This window comes from Acinetobacter kookii, from assembly GCF_900096895.1.
GTDB classification, from domain to species: Bacteria; Pseudomonadota; Gammaproteobacteria; order Pseudomonadales; family Moraxellaceae; genus Acinetobacter; species Acinetobacter kookii.
Window position 1 is genome coordinate 45480 of the sequence record NZ_FMYO01000001.1, and the last position, 19991, is coordinate 65470.

The window sequence follows — 19991 nt, forward strand, 5'->3', positions numbered from 1 at the left end:
GGGGACTCACAATGTTGCAAAAAGTTTTAATTGCAAACCGGGGTGAAATTGCTTTACGCATTACCCGAGCTTGCAGAACTTTAGGAATTAAAACCGTAGGTATTTATTCCGATGCCGATAAAGACCTGATGCATTTACGCTTTTGTGATGAAGCCGTATGTATCGGTCCGGGCGCAAGTAGCGAAAGCTATTTAAACATCCCAGCAATTATTACTGCTGCTGAAATTACCGGTGCAGATGCCATCCATCCTGGTTATGGCTTCTTGTCGGAAAATGCCGAGTTTGCAGAAATTGTTGAAAATTCTGGTTTTATCTTTATTGGTCCGCGTCCAGAACATATTCGCTTAATGGGGAACAAAGTTTCCGCCATTATTGCCATGAAAAAAGCCGGTGTACCAACCGTACCGGGCTGTGACCATGCAGTGACTATTCACAATGCTCTTGCAGAAGCCAAAGAAATTGGCTTTCCACTGATCGTTAAAGCCGCTTCCGGTGGTGGTGGTCGTGGTATGCGTATTGTTGAACGTGTCGACACCCTGCTTGAGTCGGTTCAGGCTGCACAGCGTGATGCTGAAATGTGGTTTGGTGATGACACGGTTTATATGGAACGCTTCCTGCAAAAACCGCGTCACGTCGAAGTTCAGGTTTTGGCAGATGGTAATGGCCATGCCATTCACTTGTATGATCGTGACTGTTCTTTACAGCGTCGCCATCAAAAAGTACTGGAAGAAGCTCCTGCTCCGGGCCTGCCTGAAGAAGCACGTGCTGAAATTTTAGAAGCCTGCGTTAATGCATGTAAACTCATGCAATACCGTGGTGCAGGTACATTCGAATTCCTGTTTGAAGATGGTGAATTCTTCTTCATTGAAATGAATACCCGTGTTCAGGTTGAACACCCGGTGACCGAAATGGTGACGGGTATCGATATCATTGAGCAACAATTACGTATTGCTGGCGGACTCGGTCTTGAAATCCAACAAGATCAAGTTGAAGTACGTGGTCATGCCATAGAATGTCGTATCAATGCGGAAGATCCAACTACATTCCTTCCATCTCCGGGCAAAATTGAAAATTATTATGCCCCAGGTGGTGCCGGTATCCGTATGGATTCGCATATTTACCCAGGCTACAGCATTCCACCTTACTATGATTCAATGATTGCAAAACTCATTGCCCATGGTAAAGATCGTGAAACGACTATTGCCCGCATGAAACAGGCATTAGAAGAAACCATCCTGACTGGTGTTAAAACCAACATTCCTTTGCATAGGGATTTAATTCTGGAAGATGAGAATTTCTGTAAGGAAGCGATGGATATTCATTATCTGGAAAAACACTTGTTGAAAAAGCTGGAAGCTTATCAAGAAGCGTCTTAAATAAAGCATTAAGACTTAAAAAACCGCTCTTTATGAGCGGTTTTTTTATGTGTATAACGGATATATTTATAAAATCATGAACAATGATTAAGGCAATACACGGCGCAAGGTGGCAAAACACTGCTCGGCCTTTTCATTACTGCAGAAATTGATGGTCGAGGCATTTTTCCACTGCACGAAATATTGGGAAATTTCTCCGGTCTGATCTTCCTGCAAACCGGAACAATCCTTTTCATTATTGTCATACTTTACTTGCAAAACCAGCGCAGACAATAAAGAACGTTCCTCTTGAGCCGGCTGAAAGTCATAAATTCCGGATGACCACTCTTGCCCACTTTTAATAATGACATTGTTATTCGCTTTAAAATTATAATATTCAATGCATTTATTATTGTTGGCCACTTGCATCCCCCATAAGCCCACAATTTCTGGACGAGTCACAATACGAATGGTATTCGAATTTTCAGCTCGATCCGTTTCTTCTGTTGCCACTACCGCTTGATTGTCATTTGCCATCGCAACAGATGCGCACAATGTAAGTAAAATTGTAAGATATGTTTTTTTCATACATTCATTCAGTGCTAAAAATCCTTTGCTATAACTTAGCATATTTTTATGAAAAACCAGTATTTATCACCATATTATAACAATATAATTTCGTACTATAACTGCACAGGAAAGCAAGCGGCCAAGTTGAAAAGAATCAATGCCTTTGGGGGATACTGAAGCAAGCCTCCCACTAATGATGCAGCGGCATCCTCAATGTTCATTCGTCTTGAAAATATTTCTATTTAATCGTGAATATAGCAAAATAATTTTTTTAATACTTTTGACTAAGTCACCATCTTAGAGTGACAAGGATGTGATCTTGCATATTGTGCTGACTTCATCTAAATCATTTTCCATACAGCAACAGGTGAATGCCTTTTTTATCCTGGGTGCTGTGGTCCTGATTTGCTGTTTATGCGGGATTTTATCCAGGCCTGTCACCTTTTTAGCCTATCTATGGCCAGCAAATGCGGTTTTGCTGGGTCTATTTTTACGCTTTAAGCATTTAAACCTCTGGGGTGGATGGTTAGGTGCCTTTAGCGCTTACATGCTGGCAGATTTAATGACGGGCAGTTCTTTACAACTGACTTTTATTCTCAGTCTCGCAAATCTAATGAATGTCACGGTTTCATTGTTTCTTATCAACTTCTGGAAATTAAATTATCGCAATTACAATCAGGGTTTTACCTTCTTATATTTATTTATCATTTGTGCTTTAGGGGGGAGCTTGGTCAGTGCCCTGTTTGCCATAGCCACAGTTCCTTATCTTTCTGATACTTTCATGTCCACGCAACGTCTTGGGGTGGACTTTGGCATGTGGTGGGCCGGTGAAATTGTCAATTATATTACCATTTTGCCAATTATTTTATTTTTTCCCACCCTGAATGAAATGGGTAAAAAATTTAAAAATATGAAGCTTAAACAGTTCCGGTTAATTAAACTGCTCCCGCTGGTTGCCATTGTGATTTCCGTGACTTTTACCCATATTTTCTTTGGACCGGGTGCCTTGCTTTATCCTCTGGCTGCATTAATCTGGGCGGCATTAAGTTATCCCATTTTTAGCGTTGCCCTGATCAACAGCATTGTCTGTTTAGTGACTTATCATAGTCTGACTTATTTTTACTTATCGGAGTCATCATCGGCATATTTAACCACCACCATTTCGGTACGTATTGGTCTATGTATGTTAGGTTTAGCCCCTCTCATTCTTTGCATTATTACCAGTAATCGCCGTGAACTGTACAAAAAAGTGTTACATCTGGCCAATCATGACAGCTTGACCAATACCATAAACAGACGTCATCTTTTTGAAAAAGGTGAAAGATATCTAAGTGAAGCTAAAAGCCATACGGTTTCATTGATTATGCTCGATCTGGATCATTTTAAAAAAATGAATGACCAATATGGACATCATATTGGGGATTTGGTTCTCAAACATTTTTCGCAACTGGTGGAAGACAATATCCGGACCAATGAACTTTTCGCCCGTATAGGGGGTGAAGAATTTCTGATCCTCCTCATGAATACGACTTTACAGGAAACCCAAACTATTGCTGAAAGAATCCGGATTAAAACCGAGCTAACCCCGATGCAACTGCCTGATGGAGATTTATTGTTTATTACCACCAGTATTGGTATTGCCCATCAAAGCTTGCCTACCGAGCTGAGCTTGCAACATATTATTAATCAGGCAGATCATGCCCTGTATCGTTCAAAAGCTTTGGGACGCAATCAGATCACCATTGCTTCTTGATATAAAACCGGTTGCATACTGCCCAGAACCATAGCACAGCAGCAATCTTGTCATTAACCGCGTAGAATGCTGACTTTTCTTTACGGTTTTTTTAGCTTTGCTGGATATCTTTCGGTAGCCAGCGTACAAACAGCAAACCCACAGCTGTTGAAAGCCCAGCCAGAACAAAAACCATTTCGCCGGAGATGACTTGCCAATATTTTCCCGCCAGAATACTTCCTAAAGCCACGCCTAAACCCCACATGGTACTGTACATGGCCTGACCACGACCTTGCTGACCGGCAGAAAAGTTTTGAAAGATAATGCGCATGGCAATCATATGAAACAGGCCAAAACTAAAAGCGTGAATACTCTGGGCTAAGAACTGTGCCATAAAGAAATGAGGCAATAGTCCCACAACAATCCAGCGTGCACCGGTCAGGACCAGACACACACTGGCCAGACTGCGCCATGAAAAACGGGTTAAAAAAATATGCGCAAATGCAAACATAATAATTTCCGCAACCACCCCCACTGACCACAACAGGCCAATTTCAGTGGTCGAAAAACCTGTTTGATGCAAGTAGTTACTATAGAAACTATAAAATGGAGCATGGGAAAATAATAAAACAAATTCAATAGCAAAAAATGCAGCAACTACAGGTCGTTTTAATATCGGCATTAATGGTTCTAGTTTTTGTTGTGATCGCGGCGCTGTGCTGGGTTCTTTGATGCTAAAAGACCAAAGGAAAGCCAAAAATGCAATACACAACAACATCAGTGGCAGCATGGAAATAGGGACAATTTCAAGTAAGGCACCAATACCGAAAACGCCCACAATAAAACCCACCGAGCCCCATTTTCTTACTTTCCCATACAGCTGAGTACGCTTTTCAGCCAGCCAGAACAGCGTAACCCCTTCAAATTGCGCTAAAATGGCATTCTGAAAAAAGCTGAAAATCAGCATCAGCAATGCCACAGACTGGAAGGTATTTGGAATCAGAAAAATCATGAACCAGATACAGGCTTCCATCCAGGTGGCTATACGGACCAACAGCATTCTTTTGCCCGATTTATCGGCAATCCATCCCCAAATGAACGGTGCGAAAAAGCGGGTAATGATTGCGATTGAAGATAACAGTCCGATTTCTTGATAATTAAAGCCCTGATCTTCCAGATACAAATTCCAAAAAGGCATGAACGTACCGACTATGGAATAGTAGAAGAAGTAGAATCCTGCCAGTCTGTGCTGAATTGAAATAGGCTGCATTACATTGCATATCCTTGCATTATCAATAATTTAAATTCATTTAGAGTCGCACATATTTGCATATAACTGTCTATTCCTGTACTGCAACATTTTAAAAAGTCATTAATTTTTAATATTTTATCACCAAGCACAGTACAGGTAAAAAATTAAAAAAGTTGCGACATCATATAAAAAACCGCCCGTTCAGACAGTCTATTTTATATAAGTAAATTATATTTCTGCTGTGGCATTCTTTTCAGTTCAAACAAGCGCAAAAATGGTTTGAACAACGAAAAAATCAGGACAAAAAACTGGAAAAGTTTAGACCTTAACAGCAATGGTCAAACATATGATTGCTTGCCGGGTGGACATGCGAAGAAATATCTAAAGAAGAAAAAATAGATTTGAAAGTATGAAAATAAATTTAAGTCAGCCTCGAATGAGGGTCTCACTTTTAAAAAGTAATTTATAAATGTTAGTAATTAAAGCCATATACAGCATGGTATCTACCTATTTTTATTTAATTTACAAACTTTGTTAATAGTTCATTCAGAAAGACAAGTAAAAACTGATACATTAAAAATGACATTATAAAAAAGAAGGACGGTGCACGTGATGAAAATTAAAGACCTTGTTCTCAAATTGACAGTGAGCTGCCTATGTTTAGGTTCAACATACGCAATTGCCTCGCCTGAACTTTCCAATAACAGTAAAATTCAAATATCAAATCTTCCCGCTAAAACACCCGGTACCCTATTATCCATACAAGCACAAAATACCGATCTATTTCCGAATGCATCACAACGCTTCCTAATTACCTATCGCAGCCGCGGAATACAGTCGGAACCAATTGTAGCTTCCGGATTTATTTTACTGCCTAAAGGAAAAGCACCAAAAGAAGGTTGGCCTATTTTAGCTTGGGCGCATGGTACAACAGGTGTTGCAGATACTTGTGCTCCTTCGAGTGATTATGTGGGTGGACCTGTTCATATATATCAACAAATAGCAGCAAAAGCTTTGAATGCCTGGCTTGCTCGTGGATATGCGGTGGTTGCACCAGACTATCAGGGCTTAGGTACACCAAGCGGACATCCCTATATGAATGCTCAAAGCCAATTACATACTGTAGTGGATGCTGTAAGGACGACACACCATTTAAAACCTTACAAATTTAATAAAAATTGGTATGTCATGGGGCATAGTCAAGGCGGGGCTGCATCTCTTGCTGTTGCAGCGTATGGACAAAAAGATGCACCCGAACTTAATTTGCGCGGGGCAATTGCCCTTGCTCCAGGCGGTTATCAATATGAAGGAATTGCAGAATATGTAGCAACCCACTCTCAAATTGACACCAGTGTTGCAGCATTTTTTCCAATCGTTCTTCTGGGAGCGGAAGCTGCAGACCCTAGCCTCGTTCCAGCAAATTTAGTTAGCCCGGAAATGGGGGAAATTCTTAATCAGGCACGTAGCCGCTGTTTATCCGAATTACAATCTGATCTGAAGCAAGCACCTAAAACTGTCTTTAAACCGAATGTAAATCTGACACCTTTGACCAATTATCTAAAGAAGCAGTCTATTGAGAATATGATCCCCACTGTGCCAGTTATGGTTGTTCAAGGTGAGAAAGATCAGTTAGTGGATTCACGCGGTACTTATGCCTACTATCAACAAATCTGCAAGATGGAAAAACCTATTGCGTTTTATCCTTTGAAAGAAGGCGACCATCGGGACTCCTTAAGACAAAGTGAATTTTTAATTGGAAATTTTATAAACTCAATTGAAAATAAGAAAAGCTTAAGCACTTGCAGTGCAAAATAGCCTAGATGCAATCTTTAGAATCAAGGTTATACGAGTTATTTATGGAATTCATAGACAGCATTTTGAATATAATGGATGTCTATGAACAGAGAAATTCAACAATGCTGAATGAGTTTGTCGGAGATGTGGTATTTCCAGACAGCTTTTACGCAAATGATGGAAACCATATACTGAACAGGACATTGATAAATTAAATAGCCTGCTTAAACGCCGTTAAAATCTTCTAATATCAAGTCAATGAACTGACGGTCTTCATATTAGAAATGCATTGGGCTAGAAATCTTGGGCTCGACCTTTACAAACAGAATGGATGAGGCTTCATGGAATCTCGCTGATTTTAAAGACCATCCCTAAAGTCTTATCTCCCCCTCAAGTCAAAACGATTAGAAAATTCGTCCTAAAAATGAACGCATTCAAAACATCCCTTACAAAAGGATTTAAAGACCGCTAAATTGAAACGATCTATATGAATCATACACAATTTTTAAATTAACTTAATTGAAAGTTAATTATTTTAAAATCACGCTTTCCAGTTGACTATGATACCTGCAATTGCATGATTTGAAATGCATAATGTCAAAGACCTTAATGCTCTATTGCATTTTTAAAAATCAGTACAGATATAAACGGACTCACTTAAAAATTGCTGTTTCGTTTGAAAAATCCATGTTTATTTTTCGATCAGTTTATGTGGATTATTCGTTAATAATCAAATGAATTGAGAAATTTTTTATAAAATTATCATGTGTTGTTTGTCTCACAATTATCTTTTAGGTAAATCAATTGGAGAAAGCAAATGTTAAATAAAACGATGATCGCAAGCAGCTTCGCTGTCTCTATAGTTTTGGCAGGTTGTACGTCCTCAATGCTGAATCCTTCTACCGAAAGAAATTTAGCGAAATTGCAAAATAAAAACTGGGTGATGACCGAAATTAATCAAATGAATTATAAAGCCGACCCTACCTTATCCGCAGTTCCAACGCTTAGTTTTGGTCACAGCCAACTCAGCGGCAGTGATGGCTGTAACCAATTTATGGGTGGGTATGCCATAAAAGGCAACCAGATTAAATTTTCAAATTTGGTCACTACCGAAAAAGCCTGTTTAAATCCAACCGATTTACCGCAAAAATTTTCACAGGCGTTAAACCAGGTGGTCAGCTATGATGCGACCGATAGTGAATTAAAGCTCTTGGATAACAATCGTCGCGTGGTACTTAAGTTTAAGAACCTTAAATAGAGAATACGGATAAAACTTAGCCCTCATCAGAGGGCTTTTATTGATCAATCCTATTACCTGAATCATTCAAAAAACGCATTCCGCTTAAGAACAGAACAACATGTTATTTATGTTGTTTTTGCGGATTGTTTTGTTGATTAGGTTGTTGCTGCACATTGGACTGCTGGTTTTGCTGATTACCTTGCCGATTCTCTTGTTTTTCCTTTTGTTTATCGCGATCGCGCTCTTGATTATGCTGGCTCATTTGAAGAGGTTGTTGATTAATCATTTGCATGTCCTTCCTCAATTTAGAATCTACATGAGCTAATCTACTATTTAATCTTTTTTATCCAATCTTAACTTTGTGTCAATTTCATTCAATGTAATTTAGATGCATCTATATGATTGATCTGCAACGAGGCGATTTTAACCCTGTTAACATTTCTTTATGATATGAGCGTTTTTTTCTAAGACAAAATCTATTCCCCTCCAATCAAATTGGAGTAAGTTAAACTATTCAGAACTGTCATTTTCGCTTGAGTTAACCGCTAAAATGCCTTAGTCATTTTTACCACATTTGCGACATTCCTGGACGTAGCCGTGCTTGTGATCCCAATTGAATTCATAAACATGAATACAAAAAAATTTACGAAATGTATTAAGCATATCTTTCACCTCACCTACCGGTTCAGAAAAAGGATTAATACTTAATAATATGGGTATAAACAGCATAACTTTCAAATAATAAGGTCAAAATTTCAGAGCAAGATATTAAAATAATTTGGCAATTTTGGACTTTACTGGTCTTTATCCATGGAATGAGGAGTGGTGGTTTTATCTTGCTGCGACGTATCATTATCCTGTTTTTGACAGGCACTTAGACCTAGCATAAGCACTACTCCTATAAATAGCAGTTTTTTCATCATCAATCCTTATATTCTTTCTATCAAAATTAAGAATAGAAGAGATACCGACTTACACGGTTCAATTTTTACAGCAAAAATGTAAAAACGGCTTATTCATTTAATTTTTATTTACGGTTTTTTGAGTAAAAAACAATCGGGATAGGAAAATTTTCATAATAACTGCCAATATTTCTCTAGATGATCCACTGTTGATTCGAACTACGAGAATATTTTTTAAGCGATGAAATTTAGGTCAAAATTTCCCATAAGATCGAATTTTCTGAAGTTTCAACAAAGCCGATTACTTCATCATTTTCATTCAACTTGGGAATAAACTGATGATTATCCATATCATAATAACCAGCATGATCTTGTGCCTGAGCCAAGGTGACTTCATCGCCTAAAACCTTGTTAATCATTCGTTCTTCGCCTGAATTGGGGTTTCTAATTTTAATCATAACCATTGATCTTCATTTATATTTTGATCTTTATCATAAGAAATTAGAGCTTAAAGTGTGAATTAATTTGTTAGCTTGAATGTAAACTGGTTTAGCTTTTTAGTTTCCAATCTAAAGAGAAAAAAATAAAAAGAAATATCCAAGTGTAGCGTTGATAACTTTTTATACATTATGTTATTTAATGTTTGCCTCATCTAAATTCATCTTCTAAAGCTTCTAATATGTTTTAAGCATTTAAAAAAATAGTGAAGCAGAATATGAACAAATATCCTAAAAGCCCATCCATTGAAGTCCAAGCCCATCAACCGGGTATTCAATCGCAAATGCATCCCCAGCCCGAAGTCATCAAACCCAACTATCAGGGAAGCAATAAATTAAAAGACAAAGTTGCCCTGATTACGGGGGGTGATAGCGGCATTGGCAGATCAATCGCCGTGCTGTTTGCACGCGAAGGTGCAGATGTTGCCATATGCTATCTGGAAGAAGATGGAGATGCGGAAGAAACCAAGAAAATGGTAGAACAAGAAGGTCGTCGTTGCCTGCTGTTGAAATGCGATTTGCAACATCACGATGAAATAAGCAAGATAGTTGAAAGAACGCTGCAAAAATTTCAAACCATCAATATTTTAATTAACAATGCCGGCGTTCAGTACCCGCAAAAACATATTACAGATATCAATACCCAGCAACTTTTTAAAACCTTTGAAATCAATATACTGGCTATGTTTTATCTGACCCAAATGGTGATTCCGTATATGAAACAAGGCGATGCAATCATCAACACCAGCAGCATCACCAGTTATCATGGCCATGATCTACTCATCGATTATGCAAGCACCAAAGGTGCAATTACCTCATTTACCCGAAGTCTATCCACAAATTTATTGAAAAATAAGACCGGGATTAGAGTCAATGCAGTCGCTCCCGGACCGATTTGGACACCGTTAATACCAAGCAGTTTTGATGAAGAACAGTTAAAAGATTTTGGTAAGACCACGCCGATGGGACGCATGGGACAACCCAGTGAAGTGGCTCCTGCTTACTTGTTTCTAGCCTCGGATGAAGCAAGTTATATATCTGGACAAGTCATTCATGTTAATGGTGGCAGCATTATTAATGGCTAAAGCATTTAAAATTACCGGTTGGAATTTTCTTTAACCATTTAGCCTGTAAGAATAATTTGAATCATGATGAATCAAATCCACACCAAACATTGACATATTATTACCCACCATTCATTTTTTTTTGCTTAAATGAATGAGGCTGTAAATTCAAAGAGGGATTCATTATGCCTAGAGGCGATAAATCATCTTATACTGCCAAACAGAAGCGGCAAGCCAAACATATTGAGGAAAGTGAAAAAGAGCGTGGGCTTTCCGAGGAGGATGCTGAACGCATTGCTTGGGCTACCGTAAATAAGCAGGATGGTGGTGGCAAGAAAAAAAGACACCATTAATAGTTATTTATAGTTTTATAAAGCTCTTTCATCAGAGCTTTATTTAATTGACCCACCTATCATCAGGCCATTTTACCATTTGTCGGATAATGTCATCAGAAAAATAATATAACAGCATGATTATTATTAGCTTTAGAAAATATATGCGTCTGCTGTTCACAATTTTTAAAGATTTCAATGAATCTACTCATTTAAAATCTTAGTTTACCCGTCAAAGGGGTGATACAGATGACACTCTATTGCATTAAAAAGAATCAGCATTTTCTCGCTTATCGAGATCAATTTGATGACTGCCATAATTGGCAAATGTCTGACCTGGATTTAGCCTTAGCAAGCCCATGGTACTGGACGACCGATAAAAATGTAGCAAAAATTTTTATTACACAAACTGAAGCAGAAGTTTTTCTAAATACCTATTATGGAGAGTCTTTTATCCAGGCAGAAATAAACTTGTACAGATATGAATACGATGAACTTTAATTTGTCCCCCTATCTATGATCTGCCCGACAATTTTATTTAAATAGCTGTTTATTGATCAAAATAGTCGGGCAGCTAGAACTGATCATCAACTACCTTAAAGGTTTGAATACGAATAGTGCTAAATTTGTAAGAATGAGGAAGCTGGCCCATGTTTTTTGCTGTAATGAGGATCAATAAAAAATAGGAACTGAGCTATGTGCGCAAATTTTGAAGCAATTAAAAAAAATAGGGCATTTCTTCTTGGTCTTTCCGAGCTACAGTTCCAATATCCTGACCATATTTATCCCTTATATGATGCCCCAATTTTAATTCATGGTGCAGATCGGCCAGAATGGGACCTTGCCAAATTTGGCCTGATTCCTTCTTGGGCAAAAGAATTAAAATATGGCCGTCATACCTATAATGCACGAACTGAAACCGTGTCTAGTAAGCCCAGTTTTCGTCATGCCTGGCATAAAAATCAGTTTGCACTTGTACCTGTCGATGCGATCTATGAACCCAAATATATAGATGGCAAACCGCACTGGTACGCCATTTTTCGTAAAGATGAACTGCCCTTTACCCTCGCTGCCATATATGAAAATGCAGTAATTGAAAACAGGCAGGTTCGCTCCATGAGCCTTCTGACCATCAATGCTGACCATCATCCCTTTATGCGTCAATTTCACACACCCAAAGATGAAAAGCGCTCAGTCATTGTTATTCCCGAAAATGCGAGAATGGACTGGTTGAATTGCCAATATAATGAAGCGAGTCAATTTTTCTTTGAAATGCAGAATGAATATGTTGCTGTCCCTAAAAATCGCGCAGTCATGACTCGACTTTAATGTTCACTATTGATCGTAAGTCATCATTACATTCATTTTAAATGATAAAAATCAGGCCTATTTAATTTAAAAATTTTTCTCAATCATTATTTTCTTCAACTTAAAATGATCAAAAAGAGAGAACATCGAATACTGAGTTTCGCTATAAATTTTAATAAGACATAAATTTTTTTCTAAAGCTTGATATTTATGCACTAAGGTAAAGTTGCTTAAAGATTTGTTCCCTTTTGCATATATATGGCGCGAAAGATGAGAGAATGTCTTAAATTAGAAGGTACAAGATTACCGCTATATAGGAGAGGTATGAAATGACTACTATGAACGTAAATGACATTACCAAACATGCAGATGTAATTGCTTCAGATGGTCAAAAAGTAGGAACAGTAGATCACCTTCAAGGTACAGATCAAATTAAGTTAACAAGAAATGAAGAAGGTAGTCATCACCTTATTCCACTTTCATGGGTAAGTGAAATTAAAGAAAATCAAGTGATGCTTAATGTGGATGCCGAAGAAGTCAAAAGTCATTGGATTACTGCTTAAACAGTTTAGAACACCTTGATATAAGCCCTTTGATATAAGCCCTTTCTTCGCTCTGGAGGGCTTATTTAAATTTGATCCCTTAAAATTTAACAATATTAAAACAGCTTGAGCTGACCAGCTCTATTTAATTATACTAAAGCTTAAAATATTATTTTTCTGATTTTAATGTTTTTAATAGCCTTTTTTATTCTATAAATTTCTTTATATTTTATATTTAAAAATCAGTTTTTCATAAAATTAAACCTATTTTTATTTAAAATTATCTTTACATACCCAAACTTCACCATCTATACGTACTCGATCCGGTCCAATCAAATCCAATCTATGACCATAATAATTGGTCAGATTGAGAAAATTTCCATTCTTGTCGTAATTCGCCCATACACCTCGTTGAATATCCGGGCTATCGAGTTTATAAAATGTAATGAGTTTCTGTGGATATGTAGTTACTATATTATTCATTTTACCTGACCTTGTTAATTAGCAAAATAAGGTACATCCTCTTCAATAAAGAATACCTCACCTGTAGAATTCAAAATCCATTGATTGGTGCCCATCATTTTTGTCAATTGTTCTTGGGATGAATCATATACATTCATCAAATGATTCTCCTCATCATATTCCCCCGTATAAATTACGGTGGGTGATGTATCGAAATCCTCATTCATTTTATGGGCTTTTACAGGTCTGATATTCATGATTAACTCCTTTTATGTTTAAACGGGCTTCGCTCCCTTTAAACTTCAATGACCATAGCAATGACTCCTGTTTTATTTTTCATTTTGAGACTGCTTTTCAGTATCTTTCTGCTGATTATGCTTATGGTCTTGCTGTGGTAAATGATGGGGTTGTTTTATCGGTTGATTCCTTTGATTCATATCTGTTTGATTTTGAGATTTTGACTTAGACATAATACTATTCCTTCTTGTCATTATTTGATGCCAATCAATTAACAACAATTAACGGCCTAATTATTTATCACTCTATCAGAATATACCCAAGTTAACTGAATAAAAACAATGATGATGTATCAAAATATAATATTACAATAGTAATACATTAATAATATTAAGCATCCTGACTAAACAAAAAAAATTACCCAATTACTAAATAAATTATTAATACATTATTTTTAATAGTAATCTACATACAATTCCAACACATACATAAAATTCCATATTTTATATAGATTTTAAATAATATTTATTTCACAAAATCTAAAACAAAAACAATACATAAATAAACATGCAAACAAAACCTCTATATTCATCAGTTTATTGATAACAAATTCTATTATTTGATTAAAAAATACAATGTGTAATTAAATTATTAAAAGCCCTTAATGGCTCATCCTTAATTCTTTGGCTCGACCATAGAAAACACTGGCAAGTCAATTTTTACAAAGGATGTGCACTAAAAAACCCATCATAAAGATGGGTTTTTTATGAAAGACAAATACGAAAATATCATGATTTAAGCTGGTACGGTGTCGGCAATGGCTTCACGCGACCACACCCGATGATGACGAATCAGGGTTTTAAACTGTTCCTGTACAGCGGTAAAGTCCTCTGCATTTAAAGTCCCTTCATCGTGTGGCAATTTCAGCTCATGTAAAAGTTTTTGTTTATCACCCAACAATACAATCGGTTTCAGGTGCTTATAGGCTTCCAAAAGATAATGTTTTGTTACCCCATCTTTTAAAGCCTGCGGGTAATTATCACCATCTACAAGGACGATAGCATCATAGGCAATGGAAGGCTCAGCTTTTTGCATGCCATCTGATGCAACGGGAGACTGCTGTTGATTAAGCACAGGGCCCGGCGTTGGGGTCAATATATGCGCAACAGCTTTTTCAGCCTTAGCCCATTGCTGAATCGCGTCAATATTGGCTTGACTCACGCCATCATGAACCAATACGGCTATTTTTTTAGCTTGAATATCTTCAGGAATAAACGCTGTCATAGTAAGACGCGCCGATTTTTCTACTGAAGAATTTTTTGCCGGATTTTGTGGGGCAGTGACTTCTATACCCAGGTTTTTACCCACCTGTTGAGCCAGATCCAGATCTATATTGGCCAACACTTCCTGCACTTCGCGTTGGCGGATATGTGGACGTTGTACCTTACTCAATTCGAAGGTGTATGCATCCACCACATGTTTTTGTTCATGCGGCGCCAAGCTTTGATAATAGAGACGTGCTTGCGAGAAATGATCTGAAAATGATTCACTGCGCTGACGAATTTTTTTACCGTCTATGCGTTCCTGATAGCTCTCGAAACCGCCTTCCTGGGCAGCAGGCGGAGTTTCGGCTGGCCAATTGTTATCAATCGAATTGGGTTGGTAGGATGCCTGACCGCGATGAATAAAGCTTTGATGCATGGCATCACGCTGGTTATTATGAAATGGACAAACCGGTTTATTAATGGGCAATTGATGAAAGTTTGGCCCACCTAAGCGGCTCAACTGGGTGTCGGTGTAAGAAAATAAACGTGCCTGTAACAGTGGATCGTTGGTGAAATCTATACCGGGTACAATATGGGCCGGGCAAAATGCCACCTGTTCAATTTCTGCAAAAAAATTATCGACATTACGGTTCAGTACAAACTTGCCAATTGGCGTGACCGGAACCAGTTCTTCCGGAATAATTTTTGTCGGATCAAGCAAATCGAAATCAAACTTCATTTCATCTTCTTCAGCGACAATTTGAATACCGAGTTCCCATTCTGGATAATTCCCCGACTCAATCGCTTCATATAAATCCCGACGGTGAAAATCCGGGTCTTTCCCTGACAGCTTTTGCGCTTCATCCCAAAGCAACTGGCTTAAACCCTGTTTCGGTGTCCAGTGGAATTTGACAAATATGGCTTTACCTTCAGCATTGATCATACGGAAAGTATGGACACCAAAGCCTTGAATCGAGCGCAAATTACGGGGAATGGCACGGTCCGACATCGCCCACATCACGGTATGGGCAGACTCCGGTACCAAAGAGACAAAATCCCAAAAGGTATCATGGGCTGACCCTCCGGTTGGAATTTCCGTATGCGGTTCCGGTTTGACAGAATGCACAAAGTCCGGAAATTTAATACCATCTTGCACAAAGAAAACCGGAACATTATTGCCGACCAAATCGTAATTGCCTTCCTGTGTGTAAAATTTAATCGCAAAACCGCGAATATCCCGCACGGTATCGGCAGATCCCCGTGGGCCTTGTACTGTAGAAAATCGTACAAAAATGGGGGTCTGGATATTGGAATCGGTCAGGAAGCCCGCTTTGGTATATTGTTCATTGCCCGGATAAGCCTGAAAATAACCATGTGCCCCTACACCACGCGCATGCACAATTCGCTCAGGGATACGTTCGTGATCAAAATGGGTGATTTTTTCCCTTAGGATAAAATCTTCCAGTAAGGTCGAACCTCGTACACCTGCCTTTAAACTGTTTTGATTATCTGCAATCTTTACGCCCTGATTGGTGGTCAGTGCATGATCAGTAGCATCACTGCGTGAAGCATCTAACTGCTGGGTTTTTGCACTTTCATTCTTTTTGTCTAAAGCATCGGTGCCTGCAACTTCACTTTGCTTAGCTTTATGATTCATATTTGCGCCTCTTTTCTATTCCATTAAACATGTGTTTGATAAAATGAATGCGTTGATCAATAGACATTCGCCTGTATGATTGAAGTTAATGAGTAAACTTCTGATTGCTTAGAAAGGGAAACAGGTAATCGGCAAAACGTTGGGTACACCAGAGACCTGTTTCATGATGATGGGCATGAGGAGCTAAATAAGGCAGCAGTTTATTGATTTTCATGGCCAGATTGCCGGTTTCATAAATCTGATGCTGAATATCTTCCAGTTCTCCATCAGATAAAAAACTGAACATAAAATCAGTTTGATCCTCATGTTCAAGTTGGATTCTGTGTGCATTTAAATCGGCATCTGGAGCAGATTCACCGGCAATCCAGTCATAAATGATCTGCTTTTCAGTAGCCGTAAATACGCCAAACATTTTTCCATCTTCCTGGCTAATCAGCTTCCAGAAGCGGCTTTCTTCTGGATTTCTACCCAGCCTGATCCATTTTTTATCAATGAGTACATCAACAAATTCTTCCACTGACTCGGGTGATGCAAGCCAAGAATTAATGGTTTTGTTATTAAAGGTGCATTTATCATTGTGAATGACATTACCGACCAGGGCTTTACGTTTTAAAATCTTAATCACCAAAGTGTCTAGATTTAGATTCTTGATAATTTGCCTTGAGGACAAGCCTTTATCACTCAAAGCGAAACCGGCCTTCATTTTTTCTATAAAAGACCGCTTGTCATTGAATTTACTGTAAATTTTTTCAAATGCTTTAATGGATAAATTTGCATGTCCATTATCAATATTGTCGATGGTGATATGCAGATTGAAATATTTTGAATCTATACCTAATTCTTGCAGTTCATAGTTGGTGATCAGCAGATGTAACGGAAGTTGCTCATAGGCCAGATTAAAACCAATGATTTCCGGAATGAACTCGGGTGGTGCATAAGCCAGCGCGAGTTGAATTGCAGCTTGATGATAATATTCATCCTCCAGATCTAGTACAAAATGTTCCAGTCCTAAATTGATAATAAGATCATTAAATAAGCACACATGGTTGGATTTGGCTAAGCCCAAACCCAGCTCTTCCAGATAAATTTGTATTAGATCTCTGAAAACTGGATCATTCCAGTAATGGGTAATGCTAAACAACCAGGAACCGTCAACTTGCTTTACAGGCGCAACTTTAATCAGAAACTCGAATGCCTGCCCCACATTTTTAAAATATTCTCGCCCTGCTCCGCTATTTCTTCTTTCTAAATAGGCCTGGTATTCAGCACATTGAAGCTTATTATTCTTTAGAATCCAGTCATGGATTTTACTCACATCAGCGGGAAAATCGTTGGAATTATAATTTAGATTTTGAATTTCTTTTTTTAAAAAATATGAGGCTTTTCTTTCCTTTTCCTGAACAGAAACATCTCCATTAAGAAAAAAATTAACCATATCAAAATAATTCTGATGATTTTTATCTACTGATTCTAGCGGCTGTTTTTTTACTGCTACTGGCATTTTTATTCTCCAAGCGGTAATTAGCATATAACCTTAATCTACTTGCGATTCATGAAAAAACCCTATAATTGTTATTCATTCGTTTAATTTATGTTGATTCAATAGTAATCAAATCTGATTAATCAAAAAGTTAAAATTATAATCACGATTTAAAATGAGAAATGGTTCTCTTTTTAAAATATTTTATTGTTAATATTTTATTTATTATCTAAAATAAAAATATGATATTAAAATAAAGTGAAGAAATATGACTACTCAATGCTGTAAATTACTGGCTAAAAAAAAATTAAAAGTGACTTTCATTGAAAGTGCTTCAGCAGGTTATTTGGCTTACCGTTTTTCACTCACCCCATTTTCTGGCGAAATCTTAAATGGAGCTCTGGTATGTTATGATTTAAAAGTTAAAGAAAAAGTACTTAAGATATCTCCCAAGCTCATAAAAAAATATACTGCAGAATCTATTGAAATTACTGAAGAATTAGTAAAAAAAGCAAAGAATATATTTACCTCGGATATATATGTGGGATGTACTGGATTACTCAAACCCGGCGGTTCTGAAACTCCAGAAAAACCTGTAGGAACTTTTTTTTATTCAATTTTATACAAAAACAAAATATATAATTACCGATGTTTGTGTAAAGGAAAGAAAACAGAAAAATTAAACAAGCTTATCCAATCCATATGTAAAAGCCTCATTAAAATTATTAAAAAAATTTAAATTAATATAATTAAAATTTAAATTTGTAAATATAAGGCTTTCCAATAAACCATATATTTCATGGATATAATATATAAACGAATCATTATAATTACATTTCAAACATTATGTAACATCCCTTTTATTTTTTAATGAAATATTCATGCTAATAATAATTATATCTGGTTAAACAGATGTTATTAAAAAATATATATGAGGTGTAGAGATGACTAATCCAAATCAACCCCAACAACAAAATGATCAGCAACGCCAACAGCAACAGCAGAACGACCAACAACGCCAACAGCAACAGCAGAATGATCAGCAACGTCAACAGCCTGGTCAGCAGCAGGGCAACATGCCACAACAGCAGCAACAAAATGATCAGCAACGCCAACAGCCTGGTCAGCAGCAACAACCTAACCAACAGCAACAGCAAAATGACCCGCAGCGCCAACAAACTGGTCAGCAGCAAGGTAACCTGCAACAACAGCAGCAAAATGATCAGCAACGTCAGCAAACAGGTCAACAGCAAAATTTTAGACAAAATCAGAATGACCAAAACAATCAACAGCAATAATGCGTTGATTGAACATTCACTTTCACATTTTAGATTGTGAAATTGTCTTTCATTGCTTGGCTATTGATTCAAAAATGAGGAGCTACACAGAATGACTGATCCCACTTTAGAAAATCAAAACCGTACGTCAAATAGTGAATCTGATCGGTATTGGCGTGAAAATTATACCAGTCGACCTTATTATCAAGATTTACAGCGTGATATTCCCGATATTGATTATGACAAGGATTTATCCTCTGCTTATGAATTTGGAAAACATTCACGTTCTGAATACGGCGAAAATGCCCGTTTTGAAGACTCGGAAAATGATCTTCAAAGTAAATGGGAGCAGTTTAAAGCGAACTCTCGCTTAAAGTGGCAACAAGCGAAACATGCCGTAAAAGATGCATGGGACAGAATGTAAAGGAATGAAAAAATTTCCATTTAAATTCTACTCGTTAAAAAAGCACCCTTGGGTGCTTTTTTGTGCAATACTTTTCTGATTAATTAAACATTTGCCCAAATGCATAGATTACAAACATCAGCATCAGTGCAGATGATGAAGTTACAAGGAGTTCTATTGTTTTCATAACCCACTCTCACTTCCTTATCGTGGAACACTCTTTATACACTGAGATTTTTTGTCAGACAATAACAATTATTGACATAAATGTATCAAAAAATACTAAAAATATAAATATCACATTTTAAAATCTACACTTTCTCTCATCACAAATACAAAAATTCATTGCAAAATATGTCGCTTGTTTTTATAGCAGTTTATTTATTTAATATATTTTTATTTTTCAATTACTTAAAATTCAATAATTTAACTTTTTCAACTTTTTTACTTAGCTTCGAATATTCAGATCCCCCTATATAATTGAACTTTCCTGTTAATTTTTGCGACTCATTTTTAGGGGTTTTAGAATCGGATTTAATTTTTTTTACAACTTGTAGACTTTCGATCTTCTTCACTTACTGCTGCCTAGTGGTCCATCGAGCAAACATTTCCCGATTTGTTC

At 37.3% G+C, this 19991-nt stretch carries 21 protein-coding genes; 12 read left to right on the forward strand and 9 right to left on the reverse strand.

The annotated features are described in order from the left end of the window. Nucleotides 1-11 precede the first annotated feature (11 nt). Nucleotides 12-1376 (forward strand): acetyl-CoA carboxylase biotin carboxylase subunit, encoded by a 1365-nt coding sequence (accC, locus tag BLP85_RS00205; protein ID WP_092818137.1) that lies wholly within the window; start codon nt 12-14, stop codon nt 1374-1376. 87 nt (nt 1377-1463) lie between these two features. Here the strand turns inward: accC and BLP85_RS00210 are convergent, their stop codons facing one another. Beyond that, nucleotides 1464-1943: a hypothetical protein gene (locus tag BLP85_RS00210; protein ID WP_092818138.1), complete on the reverse strand. Its 480-nt coding sequence runs from the start codon at nt 1941-1943 to the stop codon at nt 1464-1466. Between the two features lie 301 nt (nt 1944-2244). Here BLP85_RS00210 and BLP85_RS00215 point away from each other — a divergent pair, with 301 nt between their 5' ends. Beyond that, entirely contained in the window at nt 2245-3678 is a 1434-nt protein-coding gene (locus BLP85_RS00215) for a GGDEF domain-containing protein (RefSeq protein WP_409449169.1), read from the forward strand. Between the two features lie 91 nt (nt 3679-3769). Here the strand turns inward: BLP85_RS00215 and BLP85_RS00220 are convergent, their stop codons facing one another. Next, nucleotides 3770-4927 carry an MFS transporter gene (locus BLP85_RS00220; RefSeq protein WP_092818139.1) on the reverse strand — a complete coding sequence of 386 codons (1158 nt, stop codon included), beginning with the start codon at nt 4925-4927 and terminating at the stop codon, nt 3770-3772. Nucleotides 4928-5521: 594 nt separating this feature from the next. Here BLP85_RS00220 and BLP85_RS00225 point away from each other — a divergent pair. After that, nucleotides 5522-6724, forward strand: coding sequence for an alpha/beta fold hydrolase (locus BLP85_RS00225; protein ID WP_092818140.1), 1203 nt, complete (start codon nt 5522-5524; stop codon nt 6722-6724). Nucleotides 6725-7520: 796 nt separating this feature from the next. After that, nucleotides 7521-7961 (forward strand): META domain-containing protein, encoded by a 441-nt coding sequence (locus tag BLP85_RS00230; protein WP_092818141.1) that lies wholly within the window; start codon nt 7521-7523, stop codon nt 7959-7961. Nucleotides 7962-8064: 103 nt separating this feature from the next. On the opposite strand, the gene BLP85_RS14875 is transcribed toward BLP85_RS00230, so the two are convergent. From BLP85_RS14875 to BLP85_RS00235, 3 genes are all read right to left on the reverse strand, one after another. Beyond that, the gene (locus tag BLP85_RS14875) at nt 8065-8229 is read right to left on the reverse strand and encodes a hypothetical protein (protein ID WP_171259612.1); all 165 of its coding nucleotides are present in this window, start codon (nt 8227-8229) and stop codon (nt 8065-8067) included. A 508-nt stretch (nt 8230-8737) separates the two neighbouring features. Continuing rightward, nucleotides 8738-8830 carry a hypothetical protein gene (locus BLP85_RS15165; protein ID WP_409449170.1) on the reverse strand — a complete coding sequence of 31 codons (93 nt, stop codon included), beginning with the start codon at nt 8828-8830 and terminating at the stop codon, nt 8738-8740. A 263-nt stretch (nt 8831-9093) separates the two neighbouring features. Beyond that, entirely contained in the window at nt 9094-9303 is a 210-nt protein-coding gene (locus BLP85_RS00235) for a hypothetical protein (protein WP_143002171.1), read from the reverse strand. Between the two features lie 257 nt (nt 9304-9560). Between BLP85_RS00235 and BLP85_RS00240 the strand changes: the two genes are divergently transcribed. The 5 genes from BLP85_RS00240 to BLP85_RS00260 all read left to right on the forward strand — a co-directional run bounded on the left by BLP85_RS00240 (nt 9561) and on the right by BLP85_RS00260 (nt 12609). Beyond that, nucleotides 9561-10427, forward strand: coding sequence for a glucose 1-dehydrogenase (locus tag BLP85_RS00240; RefSeq protein WP_092818143.1), 867 nt, complete (start codon nt 9561-9563; stop codon nt 10425-10427). 164 nt (nt 10428-10591) lie between these two features. Then, nucleotides 10592-10759, forward strand: coding sequence for a hypothetical protein (locus tag BLP85_RS00245; RefSeq protein WP_092818144.1), 168 nt, complete (start codon nt 10592-10594; stop codon nt 10757-10759). Between the two features lie 228 nt (nt 10760-10987). Next, nucleotides 10988-11239 (forward strand): hypothetical protein, encoded by a 252-nt coding sequence (locus BLP85_RS00250; RefSeq protein WP_092818145.1) that lies wholly within the window; start codon nt 10988-10990, stop codon nt 11237-11239. A 195-nt stretch (nt 11240-11434) separates the two neighbouring features. Beyond that, the gene (locus tag BLP85_RS00255; protein ID WP_092818146.1) at nt 11435-12067 is read left to right on the forward strand and encodes an SOS response-associated peptidase; all 633 of its coding nucleotides are present in this window, start codon (nt 11435-11437) and stop codon (nt 12065-12067) included. Nucleotides 12068-12375: 308 nt separating this feature from the next. Then, nucleotides 12376-12609: a DUF2171 domain-containing protein gene (locus BLP85_RS00260; RefSeq protein WP_092818147.1), complete on the forward strand. Its 234-nt coding sequence runs from the start codon at nt 12376-12378 to the stop codon at nt 12607-12609. Between the two features lie 476 nt (nt 12610-13085). On the opposite strand, the gene BLP85_RS00270 is transcribed toward BLP85_RS00260, so the two are convergent. The 4 genes from BLP85_RS00270 to BLP85_RS00285 all read right to left on the reverse strand — a co-directional run bounded on the left by BLP85_RS00270 (nt 13086) and on the right by BLP85_RS00285 (nt 17710). Next, nucleotides 13086-13307 carry a hypothetical protein gene (locus BLP85_RS00270; protein WP_092818148.1) on the reverse strand — a complete coding sequence of 74 codons (222 nt, stop codon included), beginning with the start codon at nt 13305-13307 and terminating at the stop codon, nt 13086-13088. Between the two features lie 72 nt (nt 13308-13379). Next, nucleotides 13380-13520, reverse strand: coding sequence for a hypothetical protein (locus tag BLP85_RS14880; RefSeq protein WP_165493318.1), 141 nt, complete (start codon nt 13518-13520; stop codon nt 13380-13382). Between the two features lie 562 nt (nt 13521-14082). Further along, nucleotides 14083-16209 (reverse strand): catalase HPII, encoded by a 2127-nt coding sequence (gene katE, locus BLP85_RS00280; protein WP_092818150.1) that lies wholly within the window; start codon nt 16207-16209, stop codon nt 14083-14085. 85 nt (nt 16210-16294) lie between these two features. After that, nucleotides 16295-17710 (reverse strand): iron-containing redox enzyme family protein, encoded by a 1416-nt coding sequence (locus tag BLP85_RS00285; protein WP_092818151.1) that lies wholly within the window; start codon nt 17708-17710, stop codon nt 16295-16297. A gap of 247 nt (nt 17711-17957) precedes the next feature. Here BLP85_RS00285 and BLP85_RS00290 point away from each other — a divergent pair, with 247 nt between their 5' ends. The 3 genes from BLP85_RS00290 to BLP85_RS00300 all read left to right on the forward strand — a co-directional run bounded on the left by BLP85_RS00290 (nt 17958) and on the right by BLP85_RS00300 (nt 19390). Continuing rightward, the gene (locus BLP85_RS00290) at nt 17958-18428 is read left to right on the forward strand and encodes a CinA family protein (protein ID WP_092818152.1); all 471 of its coding nucleotides are present in this window, start codon (nt 17958-17960) and stop codon (nt 18426-18428) included. Between the two features lie 205 nt (nt 18429-18633). Continuing rightward, nucleotides 18634-18987, forward strand: a complete 354-nt coding sequence (locus BLP85_RS14795; RefSeq protein WP_143002172.1) for a hypothetical protein — start codon at nt 18634-18636, stop codon at nt 18985-18987. Nucleotides 18988-19078: 91 nt separating this feature from the next. Further along, nucleotides 19079-19390: a hypothetical protein gene (locus tag BLP85_RS00300; RefSeq protein WP_092818153.1), complete on the forward strand. Its 312-nt coding sequence runs from the start codon at nt 19079-19081 to the stop codon at nt 19388-19390. Nucleotides 19391-19991: the final 601 nt, after the last annotated feature.